General features: G+C 74.2%; 16 protein-coding genes. 11 read left to right on the top strand and 5 right to left on the bottom strand.

All coding sequences use genetic code 11. The features are described 5' to 3' along the window. The first annotated feature begins 43 nt into the window (after positions 1-43). From ACQEVZ_RS51055 to ACQEVZ_RS51025, 7 genes are all read left to right on the top strand, one after another. Positions 44-544 (top strand): SigE family RNA polymerase sigma factor, encoded by a 501-nt coding sequence (locus tag ACQEVZ_RS51055; RefSeq protein WP_344499086.1) that lies wholly within the window; start codon positions 44-46, stop codon positions 542-544. Beyond that, entirely contained in the window at positions 541-1248 is a 708-nt protein-coding gene (locus ACQEVZ_RS51050) for a hypothetical protein (RefSeq protein ID WP_433382597.1), read from the top strand. The genes ACQEVZ_RS51055 and ACQEVZ_RS51050 overlap by 4 nt, the downstream gene beginning before the upstream one ends. Positions 1249-2355: 1107 nt before the next feature. Further along, positions 2356-3288, top strand: a complete 933-nt coding sequence (locus tag ACQEVZ_RS51045; protein ID WP_433382595.1) for a hypothetical protein — start codon at positions 2356-2358, stop codon at positions 3286-3288. A gap of 161 nt (positions 3289-3449) precedes the next feature. Next, positions 3450-3929: a CAP domain-containing protein gene (locus tag ACQEVZ_RS51040; RefSeq protein ID WP_354904105.1), complete on the top strand. Its 480-nt coding sequence runs from the start codon at positions 3450-3452 to the stop codon at positions 3927-3929. Positions 3930-4743: 814 nt separating this feature from the next. Continuing rightward, a complete protein-coding gene (locus tag ACQEVZ_RS51035) occupies positions 4744-5985 on the top strand; it encodes a glutamate-cysteine ligase family protein (protein ID WP_433382593.1) in 1242 nt (413 codons plus the stop codon). Between the two features lie 197 nt (positions 5986-6182). Beyond that, positions 6183-7121, top strand: coding sequence for a ribose-phosphate diphosphokinase (locus tag ACQEVZ_RS51030; RefSeq protein WP_344499096.1), 939 nt, complete (start codon positions 6183-6185; stop codon positions 7119-7121). A gap of 46 nt (positions 7122-7167) precedes the next feature. Continuing rightward, positions 7168-10581 carry a BTAD domain-containing putative transcriptional regulator gene (locus ACQEVZ_RS51025; RefSeq protein ID WP_433382591.1) on the top strand — a complete coding sequence of 1138 codons (3414 nt, stop codon included), beginning with the start codon at positions 7168-7170 and terminating at the stop codon, positions 10579-10581. A 73-nt stretch (positions 10582-10654) separates the two neighbouring features. Here ACQEVZ_RS51025 and ACQEVZ_RS51020 read toward each other — a convergent pair whose 3' ends face one another. Together ACQEVZ_RS51020 and ACQEVZ_RS51015 are read right to left on the bottom strand one after the other, a co-directional pair. After that, on the bottom strand, positions 10655-11293 hold the full coding sequence (locus tag ACQEVZ_RS51020) for a hemerythrin domain-containing protein (RefSeq protein ID WP_433382589.1): 639 nt from the start codon (positions 11291-11293) through the stop codon (positions 10655-10657). Between the two features lie 577 nt (positions 11294-11870). After that, a complete protein-coding gene (locus ACQEVZ_RS51015; RefSeq protein WP_433382587.1) occupies positions 11871-14327 on the bottom strand; it encodes a hypothetical protein in 2457 nt (818 codons plus the stop codon). Positions 14328-14470: 143 nt separating this feature from the next. Between ACQEVZ_RS51015 and ACQEVZ_RS51010 the strand changes: the two genes are divergently transcribed. Both ACQEVZ_RS51010 and ACQEVZ_RS51005 read left to right on the top strand, forming a co-directional pair. Further along, positions 14471-14761, top strand: coding sequence for a hypothetical protein (locus ACQEVZ_RS51010; protein WP_344499104.1), 291 nt, complete (start codon positions 14471-14473; stop codon positions 14759-14761). Positions 14762-14881: 120 nt separating this feature from the next. Beyond that, positions 14882-15631 (top strand): PP2C family protein-serine/threonine phosphatase, encoded by a 750-nt coding sequence (locus ACQEVZ_RS51005; RefSeq protein ID WP_344499106.1) that lies wholly within the window; start codon positions 14882-14884, stop codon positions 15629-15631. Positions 15632-15683: 52 nt separating this feature from the next. Here the strand turns inward: ACQEVZ_RS51005 and ACQEVZ_RS51000 are convergent, their stop codons facing one another. The 3 genes from ACQEVZ_RS51000 to ACQEVZ_RS50990 form a co-directional block, all read right to left on the bottom strand. After that, positions 15684-16049, bottom strand: a complete 366-nt coding sequence (locus ACQEVZ_RS51000) for a hypothetical protein (protein ID WP_433382584.1) — start codon at positions 16047-16049, stop codon at positions 15684-15686. 87 nt (positions 16050-16136) lie between these two features. Further along, positions 16137-18443 carry an endopeptidase La gene (lon, locus tag ACQEVZ_RS50995; protein WP_433382582.1) on the bottom strand — a complete coding sequence of 769 codons (2307 nt, stop codon included), beginning with the start codon at positions 18441-18443 and terminating at the stop codon, positions 16137-16139. A gap of 46 nt (positions 18444-18489) precedes the next feature. After that, positions 18490-19695 (bottom strand): FAD-dependent monooxygenase, encoded by a 1206-nt coding sequence (locus ACQEVZ_RS50990; RefSeq protein WP_433382580.1) that lies wholly within the window; start codon positions 19693-19695, stop codon positions 18490-18492. Between the two features lie 55 nt (positions 19696-19750). On the opposite strand from ACQEVZ_RS50990, the gene ACQEVZ_RS50985 reads away from it, so the two are divergent. Together ACQEVZ_RS50985 and ACQEVZ_RS50980 are read left to right on the top strand one after the other, a co-directional pair. Continuing rightward, on the top strand, positions 19751-20323 hold the full coding sequence (locus ACQEVZ_RS50985; protein WP_433382578.1) for a TetR/AcrR family transcriptional regulator: 573 nt from the start codon (positions 19751-19753) through the stop codon (positions 20321-20323). Positions 20324-20416: 93 nt separating this feature from the next. Further along, on the top strand, positions 20417-22003 hold the full coding sequence (locus tag ACQEVZ_RS50980; RefSeq protein WP_433382576.1) for a methyl-accepting chemotaxis protein: 1587 nt from the start codon (positions 20417-20419) through the stop codon (positions 22001-22003). Positions 22004-22010 lie beyond the last annotated feature (7 nt).

Here is a 22010-nt window from a genome sequence, read left to right as displayed (position 1 = left end):
CGGCGGTGCGTCCGTCGTACGGGGGACGACGAGGAGGCGCCGCATGCGACAGCCGGACCAGGAGGACTTCCGTGCGTTCGTCACCGCCCGCATGGACCGGTGGCGGCGCACGGCGTTCCTGCTCTGCCAGGACTGGCACGGCGCCGACGACCTCGTCTCGATCATGCTCGGCAAGCTGTACCGCAGCTGGCACCGGGTCGCGTCCGCCGACAACCCGGACGCGTACGCGCAGCGGATGCTGACCCGCACCTGGCTCGACGAGTGCCGCCGCCCGTGGACCCGGGAGCAGCCGCAGGACGTGCTGCCCGACCGCGGCTGGGACCCACCCGACGGGTTCACCGAACGCGAACGCCTCGGCCGCCTCCTCGCCACCCTCGGCGAGGGCCAGCGCGCGGTCCTCGTCCTGCGGTTCTACCTCGACCACTCCGTCGAACAGACCGCCGAGCTGCTCGGCATCGCCCCCGGCACGGTGAAGAGCCAGTCGGCGCGGGCGCTGCAGGCCCTGCGCGACCTGGCCGCCTCGGGGACGGGGGACCAGCGATGACCCACCAGCTCTTCGACGACTTCATCGGCACGCCACCGCCCACCTCCGTCGACCTGGACCGCATCATCGCGACGGAGGAGCGGGCGTCGGCGCGGCGCAGGGCGTACACCATCGGCGGCGCGCTCGTGCTGAGCCTGGCCGCCGTCCTCGGTGCCGCAGTGCTGCGCCCCTCCGCGCCCCCGCCGGCGCCGGGCGCCGCGCCGCGCGACCGCACCCCCGCCGAGTGGTCGGCGTGGATCGACCGCGAGGTGCACGCGCTCGTGCCGGACCTGCGGTGGCGCTCCCTGCCGGGCGCGACCGGCCCCGCCGGCGCGCCGCGCCTCGAGATCTCCGGTGGCGGCGACGGGGGTGCCGCCACCGGCTTCATCATCGACGGCCACCCCGGCGTGCTGGAGATCACCGTGACCGCAGGCTCGGCCGCGGACCCGCCGGTGACGGCCAAGGTCCTGTGCGCCGGCGGGCCCGACTGCACCACCAGCAGCTCGGGCACCGACGCCACCTGCGTCGTCCACGCCATCGTGGACCGCCCGGAGCCCGACGGCTTCGCCAAGGTCGCGCAGATCCGCTGCGCCGTCCCCGACCACGGTCCCCGCGTGACGATGCTGGTGTCCAGCGCGCCCGCGGCGTCCCCGAAGGACCTGCCGCTCCCGCCGGATCAGCTCGTCCCGCTCGCCGCCCACCTCGCCGTGGAACTGGCCCCCTGATACGCCGACTCGCGACGCGACCGTCCGTGGCGGGCCACACTCGGATGAGTGACGACGATCGGCCCCGACCCGGCCGCACCGCAGGCGCACCCCGCCAACCCGGCGCAGTCGCCCCGCCCGGCGCCGGCCACAGCTCCGGCTCCCGCGTCTGGCCCGGCTTCCGCGTCTGGCCCGGCTCCCGCGTCTGGCCCGGCTCCCGCGTCTGGCCCGGCTTCCGCGTCCGGCCCGGCGGCGGTGTCCGGGCGGACGGTGCGGGCCGCGGATGGTCCGTTGGCCGGCGCGTTCCTGACGATGCCGGCGCTGCGCCTGCTGCTCGCGGAGACCCTCCGGCCGGGTGCCCTGTCGGCGGTGGTGGACGAGCTGGTCGCCCACCTGCAGCGCCTTCCTGCCCGTCCAAGGGTGGGCGCTACTCCAGCAACACCCGGCCAGGCTCCCGCACCCTCGCCCCATCCCGCGCCGTCTCCGCTTCCCCCGCTGCCGTTGTGGGACGCCATCCGTCCAAGCATCGTCGCGGGGCGATGGCCCTCGGTCCCGGGAGGACCCGGGCCACCGTCACCACCCGGAGCCCCGCCACAGCCCGGCCTTCCTCCACAACCGCCCGGCCCAGGCCCGCAACCGCCCGCACCTCCTCCGCAACAGCCCAGCCCTGCCGCACTACCGCCCGGTCTTCCCCCGCAATCACCTGATGCTCCTGCGCAACCGCCCGGTGAACCCGCGCAAGAGCCTGGTCGTCCCGCTCAATCGCCTGGTGCGCCCGCTCATTCGCCTGGTCCTGCGGCGCAGTCGCCTGACGCTCGTGTGCAACCGCCTGGTGCTTCTCAGCAGCAGGCCGGTTCTCCTGTGCAACGGCCTGGGGCTCCCGTGCAGCCGACGGGTGCTTCTCCGCAACAGCCTGGTGCTGTTGCACAACTTCCTGGTGCGTTGCCGCAACAACCTGGTTCTCCTGCACGGCAGCCTGGTGCCGCTCCGCCGGCTGGGGGTGTGCCGCTGCCGTTGTTGCAGGAGGGGGCGCCGGCGTTGCCCGGGGGTGTGCCGCCTCCCTCGTCGCACACGGCCGCGCCACCCGTGACCGGAAGTGGGCGGCAGCCGCTTGAGGACCTTCGGGCGTTGCTGCCGGGTGAGCCGGCGGCGCAGCGGGAGGTGTTGCGGGAAGCGGTCGGGTGGCTGGTGGAGCACGTCGACCAGCCGCAGGTCCTCGCGGCCCGGTGTGCGGAGCTCGGGCCGGTCGTGGCGCAGCTCGGGGTGGTGCCGCAGCGGCTGGACAACCTGGCGGTGCTGTTCGTGGACATGTTGCGGGCCAACCCGCCCGGGGTGCCGGTCCGGCGGGACCAGGAAGAAGCGTGGGCGACGACCGGCAGGCTCGTGGCGCGGTGGCTCGCGGACGGGGCGGCCGCCGCCGCGCACGAGCCGGTGTCGTGGAGCGCGCCGGTGCTCGCGCACGAGCGGCGCGGGCAGGTCGGGGCGCAGCTGCGGGTGCGGACGTACCTGCCGTATCCGTGCCTGCCCGGGCAGCTCGCGGTCGTCGGGTCGGCGCTGCTGCCGGGGCGCTGGCGGCACTGCTGGGCCGTGCCCGACCCGGCCGCGGGCAACGTCGTCGAGCTGCACGTCGTCCCGCACGGCATCGATCCGGTCGGGGCGGCGCTCGTCGAGCGGACCGCGGCCGGTGACGTGTTGCGGTTGCGGCCGGTGTACGGGCAGCCCGCCGCCGACCCGATGTCGGCCCGGCCGCTGCTCGTCGTCGCCGGGCGGGACGCGGTGGCGCCGGTGCGGGCGCTGCTGGGGATGCTGCGCGCGACCGGGGATCCGCGGGCGGTGACGGTGTTCTGGCCGGCGGCGGTGGAACGGGACCTGTACCGCCTGGCCGACGTCGCCGCCGAGGGCACCGTCGTGATCCGCGGCCGGTTCCCCGCGGGGCACGACGAGGACTGGACCGGCCACGACGCGTTCGTCGCCGATGAGCCGGCGGCCGTCGCGCAGGTGCGGGTCCGGGTCGTGGCCGCCGGTGTGCCCGAGGACCACGTCCGGGTCGCCGCCGGGTGAGCCGGCATCACCCGAACGGGTGACACGGGCGGGCGTGCGATGGGCCGTTCGTGCGCGTCGTAGCGTACGAACAGCCCAAAAATGCGAGTTTTGTCAGATTGCTGTCAACCTCATGGTCGTCGTTTAGCTTCGGGTCATCTGCCCTACTTCGTGGAGGTGAGATGGGAATCCGGAAGGGTGTCGCCGTCGCCGTGGCGGCGGGTGTCGTCGCGGCCGGAGCCGCCGTCCATGCCGGGCCGGCGTTCGCGGCCGACTACGGCGTGGTCCGCGGCGTGGTCGCCTTGACCAACAGTGCACGTGCCCGGGCAGGCTGCGGCCCGGTCACGTTGAGCCCGCGGCTGAGCTACGCCGCGTGGCTGCACTCGAGGGACATGGCCGACCGCGGCTACTTCTCCCACGGGTCGCCCCGCGGTAGCGGCCCGGGAAGCAGAGTGGCGTCCGCGGGCTACCGGTGGTCGTCGTACGGCGAGAACATCGCCTGGGGCCAGCGCAGCGCGCGCGAGGTCATGAACGACTGGATGAACAGCCCCGGTCACCGGGCCAACATCCTCAACTGCCGGTTCCGCAACGTCGGGGTCGCGGTCGCGTACGACGGACGCGGCGTGCCCTACTGGACCCAGGACTTCGCCAGTCCGCGCTGAGGGTGGGACGAGCGTTCCCGCGGGCACGACGACCGCCCGCGGGAACCTCGCCGGCCGGCGTCCACGGACAGCCGGCGGAGCGCGTCGGGTGGCGACGAGCGCGCCGGGCGGCGGAGCGCGTCGCGGATCAGAAAAAAGTAGCCGGCCCGCATCCGGAACACATGCGGCAGCAACTCGGCGCGGTCGACCTCAAGGGGCCGCGCACGGAGCCCGGATCGCCTCCATGCGGGTGATCGAATCGAGGCGCGCGAGGTGTCGCGCGCCGATTGTGATCTCGTCCCCGTCGTATTTCGCGATCATTTCAAGCAGGCGCGCCGACCGGGGCGGGGGAGCCGGCGTTCTCCGTGGGAATAGGAATACGCACTTTCCTCCAAACGCCGCCGAATCGTCGTTGAGAAAGCGATGGGAAAACCATAACAGTCGATCTTGTTTGGTGGACCGGCAGAATTGGCGCGGGCCGCAAGATTCAGGGCGGGGGCGGCGGGCCGCGGGAGATCTTGCGGCATTCAGCCAGTTCACAGCCAGGGTTCACCACGTGTTGCCCGGGTGGGCTGGACAGATCGGGCGCCGGACCGCCTAATGGAATGCACCCCGCCGGACCCGCAGCCCGGTGGTCGCCGGAGCACCCGGGACAACCCTGCCCCACCCCCGCCGTTCATCCAGCCGTCGCCGCTCATCCGGCATTCGCCGAACCGGCAGCAGCGCCCGCACGGCTCGTAGAACCGCAGTACAACCGAAACCGCCGCCGCACGCGTCACTCAAGTCAACCGCAACACCACCCTGGGTAGCACGCACCCTTGAACGGGAGGCCGCCGTGAACGACATCCTCACCGAGGCAACCGCCGCCGCCTACGTGGCCGCCGCCGGGTTCCGGGTCGGTCCTGTCGGACGCGTCGGCGTCGAGCTCGAGTACTGCGTGCGCGACCTGAGTGAGCCGATGCACCGGCCCGATCCGGAACGCCTCCTCGACCTGCTCGCCCACCTCGGCAACCCGCTGCCCGGCGGCAGCGGCGTCACGATCGAGCCCGGCGGGCAGCTGGAGCTGTCCTCCGCCGTCGGCGCGTCGATGGCCGACTGCGTGGCCGCGCTCGCCGCCGACCTCGCCCTCGTCCGCGCCGCCCTCGCCGGGCACGGCCTCGTCCTGGACGGCACCGGCCTCGACGACGTGCGGGCGCCGCTGCTCGTCACCGACCACCCACGGTACGTCGCGCTCGCCGAATACCACGAGCGGTCGGGCCCGAAGGGGCTCGCGGTCATGTGCAACTCCGCTTCGATCCAGGTCTGCCTGGACGCCGGCACCGACGACCCCGACGACTGGGGCCACTACCGGCGCCGGTGGTGGCTCGCCGACGCGATCGGCCCGGTGGTCATGGCCGCGTTCGCGAACTCGCCGCACCGCTCGAAGTCCGGCCGGCGCTGGGTGTCGCACCGGCAGGGGCTGCGCTTCGGCACCGACGCCAGCCGCACCCGCGCGCCGCGCCGCGCCGACGACCCGCGCGCCGCCTGGTCCCGGTACGCCCTCGCCGCCAACGTCGCCATGGTCGCCGGCCCCGGCCGCTGGCACGTGCCGGCCGGGCTGACGATGCGCGCCTGGCTGCGCGGCCACGGTCCCCGGCCCGTCACGCTCGACGACCTCGAGCGGCACCTCGGCACCCTCGTCCCGCCGGTGCGCCCCCGCGGCTACCTGGAGCTGCGGATGATCGACCAGCAGCCCGGCGACGGCTGGGTCGTGCCGGTCGCGGTCGTCACCGCCCTGCTCGACGACCCGCAGGGCGCCGAGGCGGCTGCCGCCGCGACCGAGCCGCTGCGCTCCCCGCTGCGCCGGCACCGCGACTGGGTCGGCGCCGCCCGCGAAGGCCTCGCCGACCCGGCGCTCGCCGCCGCGGCCCTGACCTGTTTCACCGTCGCGGGTGAAGTCCTGCGCCGGCAGGGCGCCCCGCTCACCGTGCGGGACGCGGTCGCCGAGTTCACCGACCGGTATGTGGCACGCGGATCCTGCCCGGGCGAGGACCGCCGAGAGCAGCGCCGCAAGGTCCGGGTCGGCGCCGGCGGATGAGCCGCTGGCAGCGCCGGGAAGGGCCCGGCCCCCGCCCGCGGACGCACTGCGGGCGGGTGGCGGAGGTCCGGGCCGGCGCGGGCGGATGAGGCCCCGGCATGGGCGGACGAGACGGTGGCGCGGCACCCCGGGTGTGGTATCAACGGGGTGACGATCCCCAGCGCCCACGCGCGCGACCACACCGAGGAGCCGGACCAGTGCGGGACATCGCCGTGTTCAGTGGCAGCGCCCATCCGGAGCTGGCGGAGGAGATCTGCACCCATCTCGAGGTGCCGCTGCAGCCCGTGCGGGTCGACCGGTTCGCCAACGACTGCCTCGAGGTGCAGCTGCAGGCCAACTGCCGGGAGCGGGACGTGTTCCTCATCCAGCCGCTGGTCCCACCCGTCCAGGAGCACCTCGTCGAGCTGCTGCTGATGCTCGACGCCGCCCGCGGCGCCTCCGCCGCGCGCACGACCGTGGTCATGTCGCACTACGCCTACGCCCGCTCCGACAAGAAGGACGAGCCGCGCATCTCCATCGGCGGCCGGCTCGTCGCGGACCTGCTCAGCGCCGCGGGCGCGTCCCGGGTGCTGACGCTGACCCTGCACTCGCCGCAGGTGCACGGGTTCTTCAGCGTGCCCGTCGACCACCTGCACGCGCTGCGTGAGCTCGCCACCCACTTCCGCGGCCTCGACCTCACCAACAGCGTGGTGGTCTCGCCCGACCTCGGCAACGCGAAGGTGGCGTCCGCGTTCGCGCGGTTGCTGGGTGTACCGGTGGCCGCCGGCGCCAAGCAGCGCTTCAGCGACGACCGGGTGGTGATCAGCGCCGTCATCGGCGACATCGAAGGCAAGGACGTCATCGTCCTGGACGACGAGATCGCCCGCGGCAGCACCGTCATCGAGCTGATCGACCGGCTCCGCGAGCGCGGCGTCGCCAGCATCCGCGTCGCCTGCACGCACGGCCTCTTCACCGACGGCGCCCTCGACCGGCTCGCCGCCCAGCCCGACGTGCTCGAGATCGTCTGCACCAACAGCGTCCCCATCCCGAAGGGGAAGTGGGTGCCGAAGCTGCGGGTGCTGTCGATCGCGCCCGCGATGGCCGAGGCGATGCGCCGCATCCACAACGGCGAGTCCGTCAGCTCGCTGTTCCACTGACCTCCACATGCGCATGGAACAGCCTTTCCTTGGGGTGCTCGGGCCGATGCGGGGCCTGATCGGCGGTCAGCCGGTCGACCTCGGCGGCCCCCGCCAGCGGGCCGTCCTCGCCCGGCTCGTCGTCGCCGGCGGGCACGTCGTGCCGACCGACCGGTTCATCGACGACCTGTGGCAGGGCGTGCCGCCGCCGAAGGCGCTCGCCGCGCTCCAGGTGTACGTGTCGAACCTGCGCCGGGTCCTGGAGCCCGGCCGCCCGCCGCGCACCCCCGCCACCGTGCTCGTGACGGCGGCGCCCGGGTATGCGCTGCACCTGCCCGCGGACGCCGTCGACGCGTGGCGGTTCGAGGCGCTGCTGCGGGAGGGCACCACGGTCGCGGGCGCCGACCCCGGGCGGGCCGACGGGCTGCTGCGGGATGCGCTGTCCGCGTGGGAGGGTCCGGCGTACGCGGAGTTCGCCGACGAGTCGTGGGCCGTCCCGGAGGCCGGACGCCTGGAGGAGCTGCGGCTGGTCTGCGTGGAGGTCGGCGGGCGGGTCGCGGTGCGGCTCGGCCGGGCGGCGCTGGTCGTGCCGTCGCTGGAGCGGCACGTGTCGGCGCATCCGCTGCGGGAGGAGGCGGTGCACCTGCTCGCGTCGGCGCTGTACGCGGCCGGCCGGCAGGGGGACGCGCTCGCCGTGCTGCGGTCCGCCCGGGACCGGCTGGCGGCGGAGCTGGGGGTCGATCCGGGACCGGCGCTGCGGGCGCTCGAGGCGGACGTCCTCGCGCACGCCCCGCACCTCGACGCCGCTCCGCGCGAACAGGCGAGCGGCACGGCTTCACCCGGGCAGGCGGGCGGCTTGGCCGGGGAACCGTCGCCGGCCGGGGCGGGTGCGTCGGGCACGGGCGCCGCAGCACCGGACTCGCCGAGGCGGGAGGCGCCGCTGGGACCTTCTCCGTCCGGGCCGTCATCTCAAGCGCATCCGTCTGAGCGGTTACGCCGTACATCTGCCGAAAACGCGGACAGAGGAACGTTCGGGCGGTCGGAGGAGCTGGCCACGCTCGACCACGTCGCCGGCGAGGTCCTGCGGGACGGGCTGCGGGTCGTGTGGGTCGGCGGGGAGGCGGGCGCCGGGAAGACGACGCTGCTGCGGATGTTCGCGGCGCGGCTCGGCTCCGGCTGGAAGGTCGCGTGGGGCCGGTGCCCCGAGGTCGACGGGGCGCCGCCCGCCTGGGCGTGGAGCGAGGTGCTGGGCGCGCTGCCCGCGGACCGTCCCGACGCGCGGCTGGCTCCGCTGCTGGGCACCGGGGGCGGCGGCGGACAGTTCGCGCTCGCGCAGGCCGTCGGGGAGCACCTCGCCGGGTTCGGGCCGCTGCTCGTCGTGCTCGACGACGTCCACCGGGCCGACGGCGAGACGCTGCAGGTGCTGCGGCACGTGGCGGTCGCGTTCGCCGACCGGCCGCTGCTGCTGGTCGCCACCCACCGGCCCGGCGAGGCCCGGCCCGACCTCGACCCGGTGCGGGCCGCGCTCGCCGGGCACCGGGCCGTCGACGTCGACCTCGGCGGGCTCGACGCCTCGGCCGGCGCGGCGCTCCTGCAGCACCTCGGCGTGCCGTCCGACGCGGTCGACGACGTCGTCGCGCGCACCGGCGGCAACCCACTGTTCCTCACCGAGACCGCCCGGCTCGTCTCCGCCGAGGGCGCCGACAGCGCGGTCCGCGCCATCCCGTCGGGCATCGGGCACGTCCTGCGGCGGCGCCTCGCCCGGCTCCCCGCGCCCGCGCAGACCGTGCTGCGGCACGCCGCGGTCCTCGGCCGGGACGTCGACATCGACCTGCTCGTCGCCGCCGACGGCGCGGGTGAGGACGCCGTCCTCGACGGTCTGGAGGCCGGCGTCGTGTCGGGGCTGCTGGAAGAGCCGGCGGCGGGGCGGGTCCGGTTCACGCACGCGCTGCTGCGCGACGTCCTCTACGACGACATGCCGCTGCTGCGGCGGCGCCGCCTGCACGCCCGGGTGCTCGACGTGCTCTCGGCCGCCGCGGAGCCGGACGTCGCCGCGCTCGGGCACCACGCCCTGGCCGCCGCCACCCCCGCCACCGCCGCCGTCGCGGCCGGGCACGCCGCGGCCGCCGCCCGGCAGGCCGCCGGGCTGTACGCGCACCGGGAGGCCGCCGGGCTGTTCCGCGGCGCGCTGGACGCCGGTCCGCTGCCGCCGGTGCTGCGCCACGACCTGCTGTGCGGGCTCACGTCGGCGCTCGCCAACGCCGGTGACGTCACCGCCGCCCGGGCCGCCCGAGCCGAGGCCATCGCCGCCGCCGCGCTGGCCGGCGTGCCGTCGGTGGCGGCGCTGACCGCGTACGACGCCCCGGTCGCCTGGACGATCCGCGCCGACCGCACCATCGACACCGCGCTCGTCGCGCAGCTCGAAGCGACGCTGCTTGCCGGTGCTGCGGTGCCGGGCGGTTCTGCGCCGGCGGGCGGTTCTTCGGTGCCGGCTGGTTCTGCGCCGGCTGACGCGGCGGTGCGGTGCCGGTTGCTCGTCGCGCTGGTGTACGAGCTGGAGGGCGACGACCTGGAGCGGTGCGACGCGGCCAGCGCCGAGGCCCTCGCCCTCGCCGGCGACGACCCGCTGCTGCGCTGCCACGCGCTCAACGCCCGCTACTTCGCGGTGCTCAACCCCGCCCGCCGGCACGAGCTCCCTGCCGTCGGCGCCGAGCTGCTCGAGGTCGCGACCGCCGCGGGGCTGGTGCAGTTCCAGGCGCAGGCGCACCACGTGCTGTTCCAGGCCGCCCTCGAACGCAACGACCTCGCCGCCGCCCAGGACCACGTCGACCGCGTCGTCCGGCACGCGACCGCCGGCCAGCTCGGCGTGGCGCTGTCGGTGATGGCGCTGTTCGCCGCGGTGCGCGCCCTCTTCGCCGGTGACCTCGCCACCGCCGTGCGCCTCTACACGGACCTCACCGCCCGCATCGCCCGGGCCGGCCAGCCGAACGCCGCTCTCGTCGGCGTCGCGGGCGTCTTCTTCGTGCACCTCGCCGCCGGCACGACAGGAGAGCTCCTGCCGATGCTGCAGCCTGTGTACGACCGGCTGCCCGACGCCGTGAACGACCTCATGGTCCGCGCCCTGATCGACGCCGGCCGCGCCGACGAGGCCCGGGCCATCTGGTCGCCCGACACGGCGCCGGTCCGGGAGGACTACTACTGGCTCGCGTGGAACGGGCTGCGCGCCCTGAACGCCGCCGCCCTGCGCTCCGTGCCGCACGCCCGGGCGCTGTACGCGGACCTGCTGCCGTGGGCGGGCCAGTTCGTGGGGCTGGCGAGCGGCTCCCTGTCCGGCCCGCCGGTCGACCTGGTCCTCGCCGCCCTGGCCGACGTCCTGGGCGATGCCGCCGCGGCCGCCGGGCACCGTGCGGCCGGCCACGCGCTCGCCGCCGCGACAGGCGCGCTCCCGTGGTGCCCGCCGGCGCCGGGCGCGTCGCCGTGATGTCCGCGCCGGCGTCGGGCGCGTTCCCGTGACGTCCGCCGGCGCCGGGCGTCTTCCGTGATGTCCGTCTTCGTCAGGCGCTGAAGATCACGGCCTCGCGGCGGGCGAAGCCGCGGCGGGTCGCGGCGAGCAGCACGCGGAGCACCGGCCCCGCCATACGCTTGAGCTCCGCCAGTTCGGCCGCGGTGGCGTACCGCTCGATCCGCGGCAGCTCGAACCCCATCTTCCCGCCCTTGCGGACCGCCGCCTCCACCTTGTTCCAGTCGGCGTCGGACACGTACCGATGGATCACCGGGAACAAGGTCCGCTCCTCGTCCTCGATGTGCTCGTCCAGCATGTCCCGCAGCACGCCCAGCGCCCCCGCGAGCCGCTCCGCCGCGTCCCTGTCCCCGGGCGTGACGGCAAGGGCCCTGGCGTCCCGCCGGATCGCGTCGAGCAGCGGGTCGAGCTGCCGGTGGTCCTCGGTGAGCTCCCGCAGGTCGACCTCCGCCCCGGCGCTGGCCTCGAGGACGGGCCACAACACGTCGTCCTCCGCCTGGTGATGGTGGTGGATCCCGTCGCACAGTGTCTCCAGGTACCCGGCGATCGCCTTGGCCCGCGCGGGCGTGTTCGCCGTCCTGCCGTCCGCCACGTCCCGCAACAACGCCGCGAACCGGCGCGCGTCCCCACGCATGGACCGGTGGTTCACGGTGATCCCGACAAGATTCGGCATGATGAGCTCCTAAGGTCGACTGGTTCCGGCCTTCAGCACACCGCCTCCCACTTGGCCGCCACTTAAGGTCTGGTTACCGCCCGGGGGCCAGCCACCCACCCCGCTGGTTGGCGCGTCTCGTCACCCGAGCCTCGACCGGCCCTGCCCCTCGCCGCCGCCATCCCTCACGCCCGGCAGCCGTCCTTCTCTCGTGCCTGGCGGGTTGTCCTCGTCTCGCGCCGGGCGGGTTGTCCTTGTCTCGCGCCGGTCGGTCGGCCTGCCCTTGCGTCTGGTGGCAGTCATTTCTCGCGTCTGGTGGCGAGCGTCTTCTTTGCCCGGCAGTGGTCACTGCTTGTGCCTGTCCGCGGTCATCCCTCGGGCCCGGTGCTCGTCGCTGCACCCCCTCTCGCAGACGCTGGTCAATGCCCGCTTATGTACCTTTTGCTCTATAGACGTTGCGCGATCAACCTGCAATTCAGAGATCGAATTGTGGGTGGATCGCGCTTCTTCTATGGAGCAAAAGGTGTGAATCGGGGCATTGATCAGCGTCTGTGGCGATGGTGGCAACCCGTGCGACTCGTGCGTCCTGTGGCGGCGGTCAAGGGGTGGGGTGGAGGGCCAGGGGAGCGGGGGAGCCGGACAGGTTGAGGAGGTCGTCGACGGGGGTGCGGGTGCCGAAGCGGTACGCGCGGGAGAAGGCATCCTCGGGCAGCGCCGCGTGCAGGGCCCGCTCGGTGGCCTGGCGGGCGGGGAGCTCGCAGGCCGGCGTCGGGGCGCCGATCTCGTGGCGGATGACGTCGGCGGCGGCGAGCAGGGCGGTGGCGTGGGCCGGGTCGCCGAGGCGGCGGCGGGCCTCGGCGAGGGCCTCCAGGACGCTGGCGCTCCGCCAGCGGTCGCCGACGCGGCGGTGGATGGCGAGGCTGGCGCGCAGGCGTTCGGCGGCGGAGGCGACCGCGTCGTCGGCGAGGTCGACGCGGCCGAGCAGGTCCTGGGCCCAGCCGATGCCTTCGGGGAACGACAGCTCGGTGAAGCGGTCCAGGGCGTCGACCAGGTGGCGGCGGGCGCGGGGCTGGTCGCCGCCGAAGTGGGCGACCGCGCCGAGGTGGGTGAGGGTCGAGGCGACCGACTCGTCGTCGGCGAGATCCCGGAACGCGGTGAGGCTCGCGTCCAGCAGTGCGGCGGCCGCGGTGAGGTCGCCGGACAGCCAGGCGGTGCCGCCGGCGAGCTGGGCGGCGCGGCCCTCGCCCCAGGCGTCGCCGGCGGCGCGGTAGAGGGTCAGCGCCTCGTCGAGGTGGTGGCGGGATCGGGGGTAGTCGGCGCGTTCGCGTTCGACGCAGCCGAGCAGGGTGAGCAGCCGCCCGCGGGTCTGTGCCTCGATCGAGCCGGCGATGGCCTGCGAGGCGAGGGCCTGCGAGGCGAGGGTGGCGGCGGCCGGGTAGTCGCAGTCGAGCAGCGCCAGGCTCGCGGCGGCCGAGCAGGCGGCGACCCGGAGCGACGGGGGTGCGTCGGGGCGGCGGAGCAGGGCTGATGCCAGCCAGTCGCGGCCCTGGCGGTACACGCCGGTGAAATGCTGGAAGGGTGCGAGGGCCGTCGCGAGACGCAGGTCATCGACGCCGGGGCGGGTGGCCAGCCAGGTCATGGCGGCGCGGAGGTTGTCCTGTTCGAGGGTGACGGTGCGCAGGATGTCCCGCTGGCCGGGGCCGCGGATGCCGGCGGCGGCCTGCTCGGCGAGGGCGACGAAGTGGCTGGCGTGAGCGTCGCGGGCGGCGGCGGCCTCGTCGGGGAGCTCGGTGAGGCGGGCGGCCGCGTACGCCGCGACGGTCTGCAGCATCCGCCGCCGGGGCCCGCCGGCCGGGGAGCCGTCCACGGGGGAGACCAGGCAGCGTTCGGCGAGGGCGTCGAGCAGGCCCGGCCCGTGCGCGGGCAGGACCGCGGCCGCCGCGGGTGTGAAGCCGCCCTGGAACACGGCGAGCTGCCGCAGCAGGGCCTGCTTGTCCGGGGAGAGCAGGTGGTACGACCAGTCCAGCGCCGCCCGGAGCGTGCGATGGTGCTCGGGGCCGGCCGCCTTTGCGTCGGCCAGGACGCGGAACCGGTCGGCGAGCAGCCGGCGGACCTCCGGCACCGACAGCAGCGCGGCCCGGGCGGCGGCGAGCTCGACGGCGAGCGGCAGGCCGTCCAGCGCCCGGCAGATCGCGGCGGCGCCGGCCCGGTGCTCGCCGGGCAGCGGGCGGCCGGTCCGCTCGAACATCCGCGTCTCGAACAGGCGCAACGCCGTCGCGTCGTCCAGCGGCGCGACCTCGAGCACGGTCTCGTCGGGCAGGCCGAGCGCCTGCCGGCCGGTGACGAGCAGCCGCAGGGCCGGCGCCGCCGCGAGGAGGCGGACGGCGAGCGCGGCGACCGGGTCGGTGACGTGTTCGCAGTTGTCCAGCAGGAGCAGCGCGGGCGCGTCGCCGAGCGCGGCGAGGAGCGTGCCGGTCGCGCCGGCGTCGGCCCGGCGCGCCACCCCGAACGCGTCGAGCACGAACCCGGCGGCGTCCTCCGCATCGTCGCGGAGCGAAAAGGCGGCGTCCCCTTCGCGAAGCAACAAGGCGGAGTCCTCCGCCCCCTCGCGAAGCGACAAGGCGGCGTCCGACTGTCCCTCGCGGAGCGGCAAAGGAGCGTCCCTTGCCCTCTCGCGGAGCGACCGTGCGGCGCCTGCCGCCGTCTCACGGAGCGGCAAACGAGCGTCCCCTGCTTCCTCGCCGAGCGGCAACGCAGGGCCCCCAGCGTTCTCGCGAGGGGACAAATACGAAATGTCGGATAAATTCGGGCGCTTGCGCCTGGATTTATCCGGGGTGGGGGACGGACGCATCGTGGTCAGGTCGACGAACCACACCGGTGTCGTCGCGGTGGCGCCGACCGCGATCGCCAGGCGGGTCTTGCCGCTGCCCGCCGGCCCGACGAGGGTGACCAGCCGGTGGTCGGGTGAGGCGAGCAGGCGGCCCGCGGCGCGCACCTCGGCGTCCCTGCCGACCAGGCTGGTCAGCGGGGCCGGTAACGCCGCGCCGGACTCCATGCCGGCACTGTACCGGGGTGGCCCCACCCTCCGGCACCAGCCGAAACGCCCCGATGGTGCGAGCGTGTCGCTGGTCGGCGGGGACCTTCTGGAGGTAATGATTGCTCATGAGGATCCATGCCGCGGCGACCCGCTGACCCGCGATGGCGTTTCTGGTCGAGATGCCCGACGGCGGGTTCCTGGAGGTCGAGGAGCGCACCGACATCGCCCCCGACGACCTGTCGGTGATCGGCATCCTGGGCGCGTCGCCGCTGGAGGGCACCGGACTGATCACGTTCGGCGCGGTGATCCGGGCCGGCCTCGACGAGGACGAGCAGGACGAGTTCGCCGACTGGATCTACGACCGGGTCGTGCTCTTCGCCGAGCTGGGCGGCGAGGTCGACGGCTGGGAGCGCCTGGAGGACGGCACCTGGCGCGTCGAGTCCCGCCGATAGACACGGTCCGCGACGGCGCGGACACCACGCGATGCAACTTTCCGTTCCGGGGCGGCGGTGAGGTGGACGGCACATGAACCCGGGTCACCTGTGGGGTCCGCCCGGGTTACGCTCACGTTGATGACGATCGAGGTCCAGGGCGCGGGGCGCCTCTTGCAGGTCGGCACCGCCACGGAGATCGGCCGGCGGTATCCGGCCAATTTCGACGTGCTGCACACCGCCGAGCTGCAGCGCCGGCCGGGCCTGTGCGCGGTCGTCGCCGACGGCATGGGCGCGGGTGAGGGCAGCCGCACCGCCGGCCGCACGGCCGTGGACATCTTCACGACCGCCGTGCAGGAGCACCGGGGGCCGTTCGCGCCGCCGCCGCTCTTCGCCGCGGTCGCCGACGCCCAGCGCCAGGTCCGCGCCGCCGGCAAGTCCCTGCGCGAGCTGACCGGCTGCACCCTGACCGCCCTGGTCGCCGACGCCACGGGGGCGTGGGTCACGCAGATCGGCGACTCCAGGGTGTACCGGCTACGCGGCGGCCTCCTCGAGCTCCTCACCATCGACCACACGGAGGCGTGGCTCGGCGCGGTGCACGGCTGGTTCCCCGCCGACTCGCCGCAGGCCGAGGCCGCCCGCTACCAGTTGCACCGCTTCATCGGCCACCCGGGCCTGCCCGAGCCGGACGTCCTGAGCGTCACCATGTTCCCTGGCGACGTCTATTGCCTGTGCACCGACGGGATCGCCGAACAGGTGCCGTACCAGCGCATGGAGGCGACGCTGAGCTCCGGGGCACCCCCGGACGTGATGGCGTCCGCCCTGGTCGCGGCGTCCCTGGAGGCCGGCGGCCGCGACAACGCCACCGCCGTCGTCGTCAAGGTCTTCTGACCCACCCCACGCCGAGGCGTTGAAAGACCGCGCCGACGACGGGCGGGTGGGTTCAGATCACCAGTTCGGCGGCGGGGCGCTCGGCGGTCACGGTGAGCGCCTCGACGTGCCGGTGCGGCGCGGGGCCGTCGGCGTCAGGAGTGGCGTCGGCCTCGGCGGCGACGACCTCGAGGGCATCCCACAGCGCGGCGAGCGCCTCGTCCGAGCCGGTGACCTCGAGCGCGGGTCCGCCCCGCAACGCGACCGCGACCGGCCCCTCGCCCCGCCGCTGGACGAAGGCGCCGTTGAGGATGCGCTGCTCGTGCACGTCGCCCGCGGCGCGCAGCCGGGCGGCCAGGTCCCGCAGCGCTTCGGCCGGTCCGGCCAGGTCGAACACGTCTCCCGCGACACGCAGGCGGCACGCCAGCTGATCATCCACGCCGACCAACCTAACGCACCCGTGATCCGGAAGACCTTGTGCACTCCTGGGTACACAAGGTCTTCCGGATCATGAGAAAGGGCGGGGTCAGGCGGACGGGACCAGGGTGGAGACGTCCGCGGGGCGCAGGGCGAGGGCGAGCACGTCGGCGACGTCGGCGAGGGCGTGCACGGTCAGCTGCGACCGCACCTCCTCCGGCAGGTCGTCGAGGTCGGGCTCGTTGCGCTTCGGGATGATGACCTCGGTGAGGCCGGCCCGGTGCGCCGCCAGGAGCTTCTGCTTGACGCCGCCGATCGGCAGGACCCGGCCGGCCAGGGTGACCTCGCCGGTCATGCCGAACTCGGGCCGGACCGGCCGGCCGGTGGCCAGGGACGCGAGGGCCGTGACCATCGTGATGCCGGCGCTGGGGCCGTCCTTCGGCACCGCGCCCGCCGGGACGTGCAGGTGGATGCGGCGGCCGGCGAGCTCGTTCGGGTCGATGCCGAGGCGCCGGCCGTTGGAGCGCAGGTACGACAGCGCGATGTGCGCCGACTCCTTCATCACGTCGCCGAGCTGGCCGGTGAGGGTGAGGCCGGGCTCGCCCTCCATCGACGTCGCCTCGATGAAGAGCACGTCGCCGCCCGCGCCGGTGACGGCGAGGCCGGTCGCGACGCCGGGGACGGCGGTGCGCTCGGCCGACTCCGGCGTGAACCGGGGCCGCCCCAGGTACTTGACCACGTCGTCCACGTGCACCGGCGCGCCGTCGTGGACGACCGCCACCTTGCGCAGGACCTTCGCCAGAGCCCGCTCCAGCTGCCGGACGCCCGCCTCACGGGTGTGCTCGCCGGCGATCGCACCCAGCGCGAGATCGCTGATGGTGACCTCGTCGGAGGACAGGCCCGCCCGGTCGAGCTGCCGCGGCCACAGGTGGTCGCGGGCGATGGCGACCTTCTCCTGCTCGGTGTAGCCGTCCAGGGTCACCAGCTCCATGCGGTCCAGCAGCGGGCCGGGGATGGTGTCCACCACGTTGGCGGTGGCCAGGAACAGCACGTCGGACAGGTCGAGGTCGACCTCGAGGTAGTGGTCGCGGAAGGTGTGGTTCTGCGCCGGGTCGAGGACCTCGAGCAGGGCCGCGGCCGGGTCGCCGGCGTAGCCGACGGCGAGCTTGTCGACCTCGTCGAGGAGCACGACCGGATTCATCGAGCCGGCCTCCCGCAGGGCGCGGACGATCCGGCCGGGCAGCGCCCCGACGTACGTGCGGCGGTGGCCACGGATCTCGGCCTCGTCGCGGACGCCGCCGAGGGACACGCGGACGAACTTGCGGCCCAGCGCGCGGGCGACGGACTCGCCGAGGCTGGTCTTGCCGACCCCGGGAGGGCCGGCGAGGGCGAGGACGGCGCCGGAGCCGCGGCCGCCGACGACCTCCTTGCCGAGCGCCGCCCGGCGGTTGCGGACCGCCAGGTATTCGAGGATGCGGTCCTTCACGTCGGCTAGGCCGGCGTGGTCCGCGTCGAGGATCGCGCGGGCCTGCGCCAGGTCGGTGTTGTCCTCGGTACGGACGTCCCACGGCATCTCGAGCACGGTGTCGAGCCAGGTGCGGATCCAACCGGCCTCCGGCGACTGGTCGCTGGCGCGCTCCAGCCGGCCGACCTCGCGCAGCGCCGCCTCGCGGACGACGTCGGGCAGCGTCGCCTCGGTGACCCGGGCCCGGTAGTCGGCCGACCCGGACGGCTCGTCCTCGCCGAGCTCCTTGCGGATCGCGGCGAGCTGCTGGCGCAGCAGGAACTCGCGCTGGGTCTTCTCCAGGCCCTCGCGGACGTCGTGGTTGATCTTCTCGTTGACCTGCTGCTCGGCGGCGTGCGCGCGGGCCCACTCGACGAGCAGCTCCAGGCGGGCGGTGACGTCGGGGGCGCCGAGGAGCTGGATCTTCTGCTCCAGGGTCAGCCACGGCGCGTAGCCGGCGGAGTCGGCGAGCTCCGACAGGTCCGTCATGCGCTCGACGGTGTCGATGACCTGCCACGCGCCGCGCTCCTGGAGCACGCCGATGACGAGGGCCTTGTACTCGCGGGCGAGCTCCTTCGCCTTGCCGGCGGGGGCGGGCTCGTCGAGCAGGGTGGCCTCGACCCACAGCGCCGCGCCGGGGCCGGGGACGCCGGCGCCGATGCGGGCCCGGGACAGGCCGCGGACGACCGCCGCGGGCTCGCCGCTGGGCAGCCGGCCGACCTTCTCGAGGACGGCGACGACACCGAACGAGCCGTATGCGCCGTCGACCCGCGGCACCGCGAGGACCCGCTTGTCGCCTGCGGATCGCGCGGCGTCGACGGCAGCCTGGGTGGTGGCGTCGAGCGTCACGGGGATGACCATGCCGGGGAGCAGGACGTCGTCGGTCAGGGGAAGAACCGGGAGAGTAGCCATGTCAGACACCTGCCATCACTGTGGGGTTGAGCGTGTCAGGCTTAAGTTACAAAGCGTTCCCTCTGTTCCCTGAAAGGTCCCGTGTGTGACCCAGGACACCGTAGTCGGGGAGGTCGAAGGCGGTCGCGGTCCGCGTCGCGAGGTGCCTGAACAGGTGCTTCACCGGCGGCAGGTAGCGGATGGTGCGGAAGAAGCGGTCCCGCTGGGCGATCTTGCGCTCGGTGGACGGGACGAGGAAGTCGGAGCTGCCGGACGCCTGCTTCTGGCAGGTGGCGACGTAGGGCCGCAGGCGCCGCTCGTACGCCGCGAAGGCCTGCTCGTAGGGCAGTGTCGCCAGCTCGCCGGCGAGCACGTGGGCGCCGACGACCGCGAGGCCGGTGCCGTTGCCGCCGGGGCCGCCCGCGTAGCCGGCGTCGCCGAGCAGCGCCACCCGGCCGTGTGACCAGCGGTCCATCCGGATCTGCGCGGTGCCGTCGAACCAGAAGTCGGGCGCGGTGCCCATGGCCTCGAGCAGGCGCGGCACCCGCCAGCCGGCGCCCTGCATCGCGTCCGCCACGAGGCGCCGCTGCTGGTCGACGTCGCGGCTGCGCGCCGGCGGCTGGTCCAGGGTGAAGAACAGCGAGATGACGGCCTTGTCGGGGGTGATGCCCGCGACCGTGACCGTCAGGCGTGGCTCGTTGTACATGAGCGCCGCACGGTCCAGGCCGAACTCGTTGGGCATCGTGAAGATGCAGCCGTAGACGCCGAGGGTGTGCTGCGGCACCGGGCCGAAGACCAGCTCGCGGACCTTGGAGTTCACCCCGTCGGCGCCGACGACCAGGTCGAACCGCCGCGGCGCGCCGTGCTCGAAGGTGACGTCGACGCCGTCCGCGTCCTGCGTGATCGAGGCGATCGAGTCGCCGAAGACGTATTCGACGTCGTCGCGGGTGGCGGTGTACAGCGTCTCGCCGAGATCGCCGCGCAGCACCTCCAGGTCGCCGCTGAAGATCGCGGACGGCATCGCCGCCTTCACCGTGCCGGCACCGTCGACGATCGCGATGTCGCCCATGTGCGTGGCCTTCGCCCGCAGGGCGTCGAGGAGGCCCATCTGCCGCAGGACCTCGAGGTGGACGCGGCCGCGGAAGTCGACGGCGTAGCCGCCGCCGCGCAGCGAGGGGGCGCGCTCCACGACCGTGACCTGGTGACCGGTGCGGTGCAACCACAGCGCGAGGGACGGGCCGGCGACGCTCGCACCGGAGATGAGGATGTCCATGGATCGGAAATATACATTCGTCTTATACGCTTGTATAGACCCTAGGATCTGGACCATGGGACATCGCGAGGACCTCCTCGACGGCGCCGTGCGCTGCATCTACGAGAAGGGCTACGGGCGGACCACGGCCCGGGACATCGTCGCCGCGTCCGGCACCAACCTCGGCTCGATCGGCTACCACTACGGCTCCACCGAGGCGCTGCTCAACGCCGCCCTCGAGAAGGCCCTCGAGGACTGGGGCATGCAGTTGGCCACCGCGCTGCTGGCAACCGACGCCGAAGGGCTGCACGGCCTGGAGCGCTTCGAGGCGTACTGGAACAGCGTCATCGCCTCGCTCGGCACGCACCGGCCGGCGTTCATGGCCTCGTTCGACGCGTTCGTGCAGATGGAACACGCGCCGGCGATCCGGGCGATGATCTCCGAGGGCATGCGGGACGCCCGCGGCATGTGGGCGTCGGTGTTCCACGGGGTCGACGCCGCGGCCGAGCCGCAGAAGGCGTTCCAGCTCGGCTCGTTCTACCAGGCCCTGATCAGCGGAGTGCTGACCCAGTGGCTGATCGACCCGGCCGACGCCCCCTCCGGCCATGACCTCGCCGAGGCGCTCCGGATGGTCGCCGCCTCACTGTGACCGCCCGCTTTGTCGGGTACTGCTCATCTTCCGTCCGTCCGTACCGATAGAGCGGTCGAAACGCTGACAGGGCTGAGCAAAGGGGTACCTCCGGTGGCATCGTTCGCCTCGCTCAAGGTCCGCCACAACATCATCATCGCCGTGGCCGTCGCCGGGCTCGTGGCCGCCGCGGTCGGCGGGATCGGCCTGTACAAGATCTCGGCGGTCGCGAAGAGTGCCGACGCGATGTACAGCCGGGCGCTGCTCCCCGCCGCCGACGCCGCCGACCTGCGCGAGGCGGTGTGGCAGTTCCGCTTCTTCGGCGTCGTGTCGACCACGGTCACCGACCCCGCCGGCCGTACCCGGTTCGCCGCGGAGCGCGACGCCGCCGCCGCGCGGATCGAGTCGGCGGAGGCGACGTTCGCCGGCCGCGACCTCGACACCGCGCAGCGGGCCGCGATCGACCGGTTCACCACGGCCTGGGGCGAGTACACGGACATCCTCAAGCGGGGCCAGGGCCTGATCGCGGCCGGCCGGGCCGCCGAAGGGCAGGCGCTGCTCATCCAGCAGGGCACGCCGAAGGCGGAGGACGCGGTCAAGGACCTCGTCGCGGTGGCCGAGGCGTCCCGCTCGGCCGCGCAGGCCCGGCTCGCCGACGCCAACGAGGCCCGCGACCAGGCCCGGCTCCTGGTCGCCGTGGTCCTCGTCGGCGGGCTGATCCTCGCCGTCGCCGTCGGGCTCCTGCTGGCGCAGGCGATCCTCCGGCCGCTGCTGCAGGTCCGCGACGTGCTGACCGCCGTCGGCGAGGGCGACCTGACGAAGGAGGCGCGGTTCACGGCCGACAACGAGCTCGGCCAGATGGCGGCCGCGCTGGGCCGCGCGACGGGCCGGATGCGCACCGCCGTGGGCACGCTCGCCGACAGCAGCACCAGGCTCGCCGCCCGCGCCGACGAGCTGCAGCAGGCCAGTCACGGGCTCGCCGACGGCGCCGAGCGGACCGCGGGCGAGGTGTCGAAGATCAGCGGCTCGTCGCACGAGGTCTCCAGCAGCGTGCAGGCCGTGGCGTCCGGCGCGGAGGAGATGAACGCCTCCATCCGGGAGATCGCCGTCAGTACATCGGAAGCAGCGTCCGTCGCGGGCCAGGCGGTCGACGCGTCCGCCGCCGCGGAGCAGATCATGATCCGGCTCGGCTCCTCCTCGGCGGAGATCGGCGACGTCATCAAGGTCATCACGTCGATCGCCGAGCAGACCAACCTCCTGGCCCTCAACGCCACCATCGAGGCCGCCCGCGCGGGTGAGGCCGGCAAGGGCTTCGCGGTCGTCGCCGGCGAGGTCAAGGACCTGGCGCAGGAGACCGCGAAGGCCACCGAGGAGATCGGCCAGCGCGTCCGGGCCATCCAGACCGACACCACCGGCGCCGTCGAGTCCATCTCGGAGATCGCCCGGGTCATCGGCCGCATCAACGAGTACCAGACGACGATCGCCTCCGCCGTCGAGGAGCAGAGCGCGGTCACCACCAGCATGGCCACCGACCTGAGCGTCGCCGCGAGCGGCGCGGACCGCATCAACGGCGGCATCGGCGAGGTCGTGCAGGCCGCCGACAACACCATGCACGGAGCGCAGGCGACCCGCGCCGCAGCGGCCGAGCTGACCACGATGTCCGAGGAGCTGCGCGCGATCGTGGGCGGCTTCAAACACTGATCGGCGG

It is taken from the genome of Dactylosporangium sp. CA-152071 (genome assembly GCF_050936335.1).
GTDB lineage: Bacteria > Actinomycetota > Actinomycetes > Mycobacteriales > Micromonosporaceae > Dactylosporangium > Dactylosporangium maewongense.
Note: the sequence above shows the minus strand (reverse complement) of the source record. Positions and strands in the feature narration are given on the sequence as shown.

Bases quoted from the DNA above. Each gene is read 5' to 3' on its own strand.
- ACQEVZ_RS51055 (WP_344499086.1), top strand. From the start codon at position 44: ATGCGACAGCCGGACCAGGAGGACTTCCGTGCGTTCGTCACCGCCCGC.
- ACQEVZ_RS51050 (WP_433382597.1), top strand. From the start codon at position 541: ATGACCCACCAGCTCTTCGACGACTTCATCGGCACGCCACCGCCCACC.
- ACQEVZ_RS51040 (WP_354904105.1), top strand. From the start codon at position 3,450: ATGGGAATCCGGAAGGGTGTCGCCGTCGCCGTGGCGGCGGGTGTCGTC.
- ACQEVZ_RS51025 (WP_433382591.1), top strand. From the start codon at position 7,168: ATGCGGGGCCTGATCGGCGGTCAGCCGGTCGACCTCGGCGGCCCCCGC.
- ACQEVZ_RS51020 (WP_433382589.1), bottom strand. From the start codon at position 11,293: ATGCCGAATCTTGTCGGGATCACCGTGAACCACCGGTCCATGCGTGGG.
- ACQEVZ_RS51015 (WP_433382587.1), bottom strand. From the start codon at position 14,327: ATGGAGTCCGGCGCGGCGTTACCGGCCCCGCTGACCAGCCTGGTCGGC.
- ACQEVZ_RS51010 (WP_344499104.1), top strand. From the start codon at position 14,471: ATGGCGTTTCTGGTCGAGATGCCCGACGGCGGGTTCCTGGAGGTCGAG.
- ACQEVZ_RS51005 (WP_344499106.1), top strand. From the start codon at position 14,882: ATGACGATCGAGGTCCAGGGCGCGGGGCGCCTCTTGCAGGTCGGCACC.
- lon (WP_433382582.1), bottom strand. From the start codon at position 18,443: ATGGCTACTCTCCCGGTTCTTCCCCTGACCGACGACGTCCTGCTCCCC.
- ACQEVZ_RS50990 (WP_433382580.1), bottom strand. From the start codon at position 19,695: ATGGACATCCTCATCTCCGGTGCGAGCGTCGCCGGCCCGTCCCTCGCG.
- ACQEVZ_RS50985 (WP_433382578.1), top strand. From the start codon at position 19,751: ATGGGACATCGCGAGGACCTCCTCGACGGCGCCGTGCGCTGCATCTAC.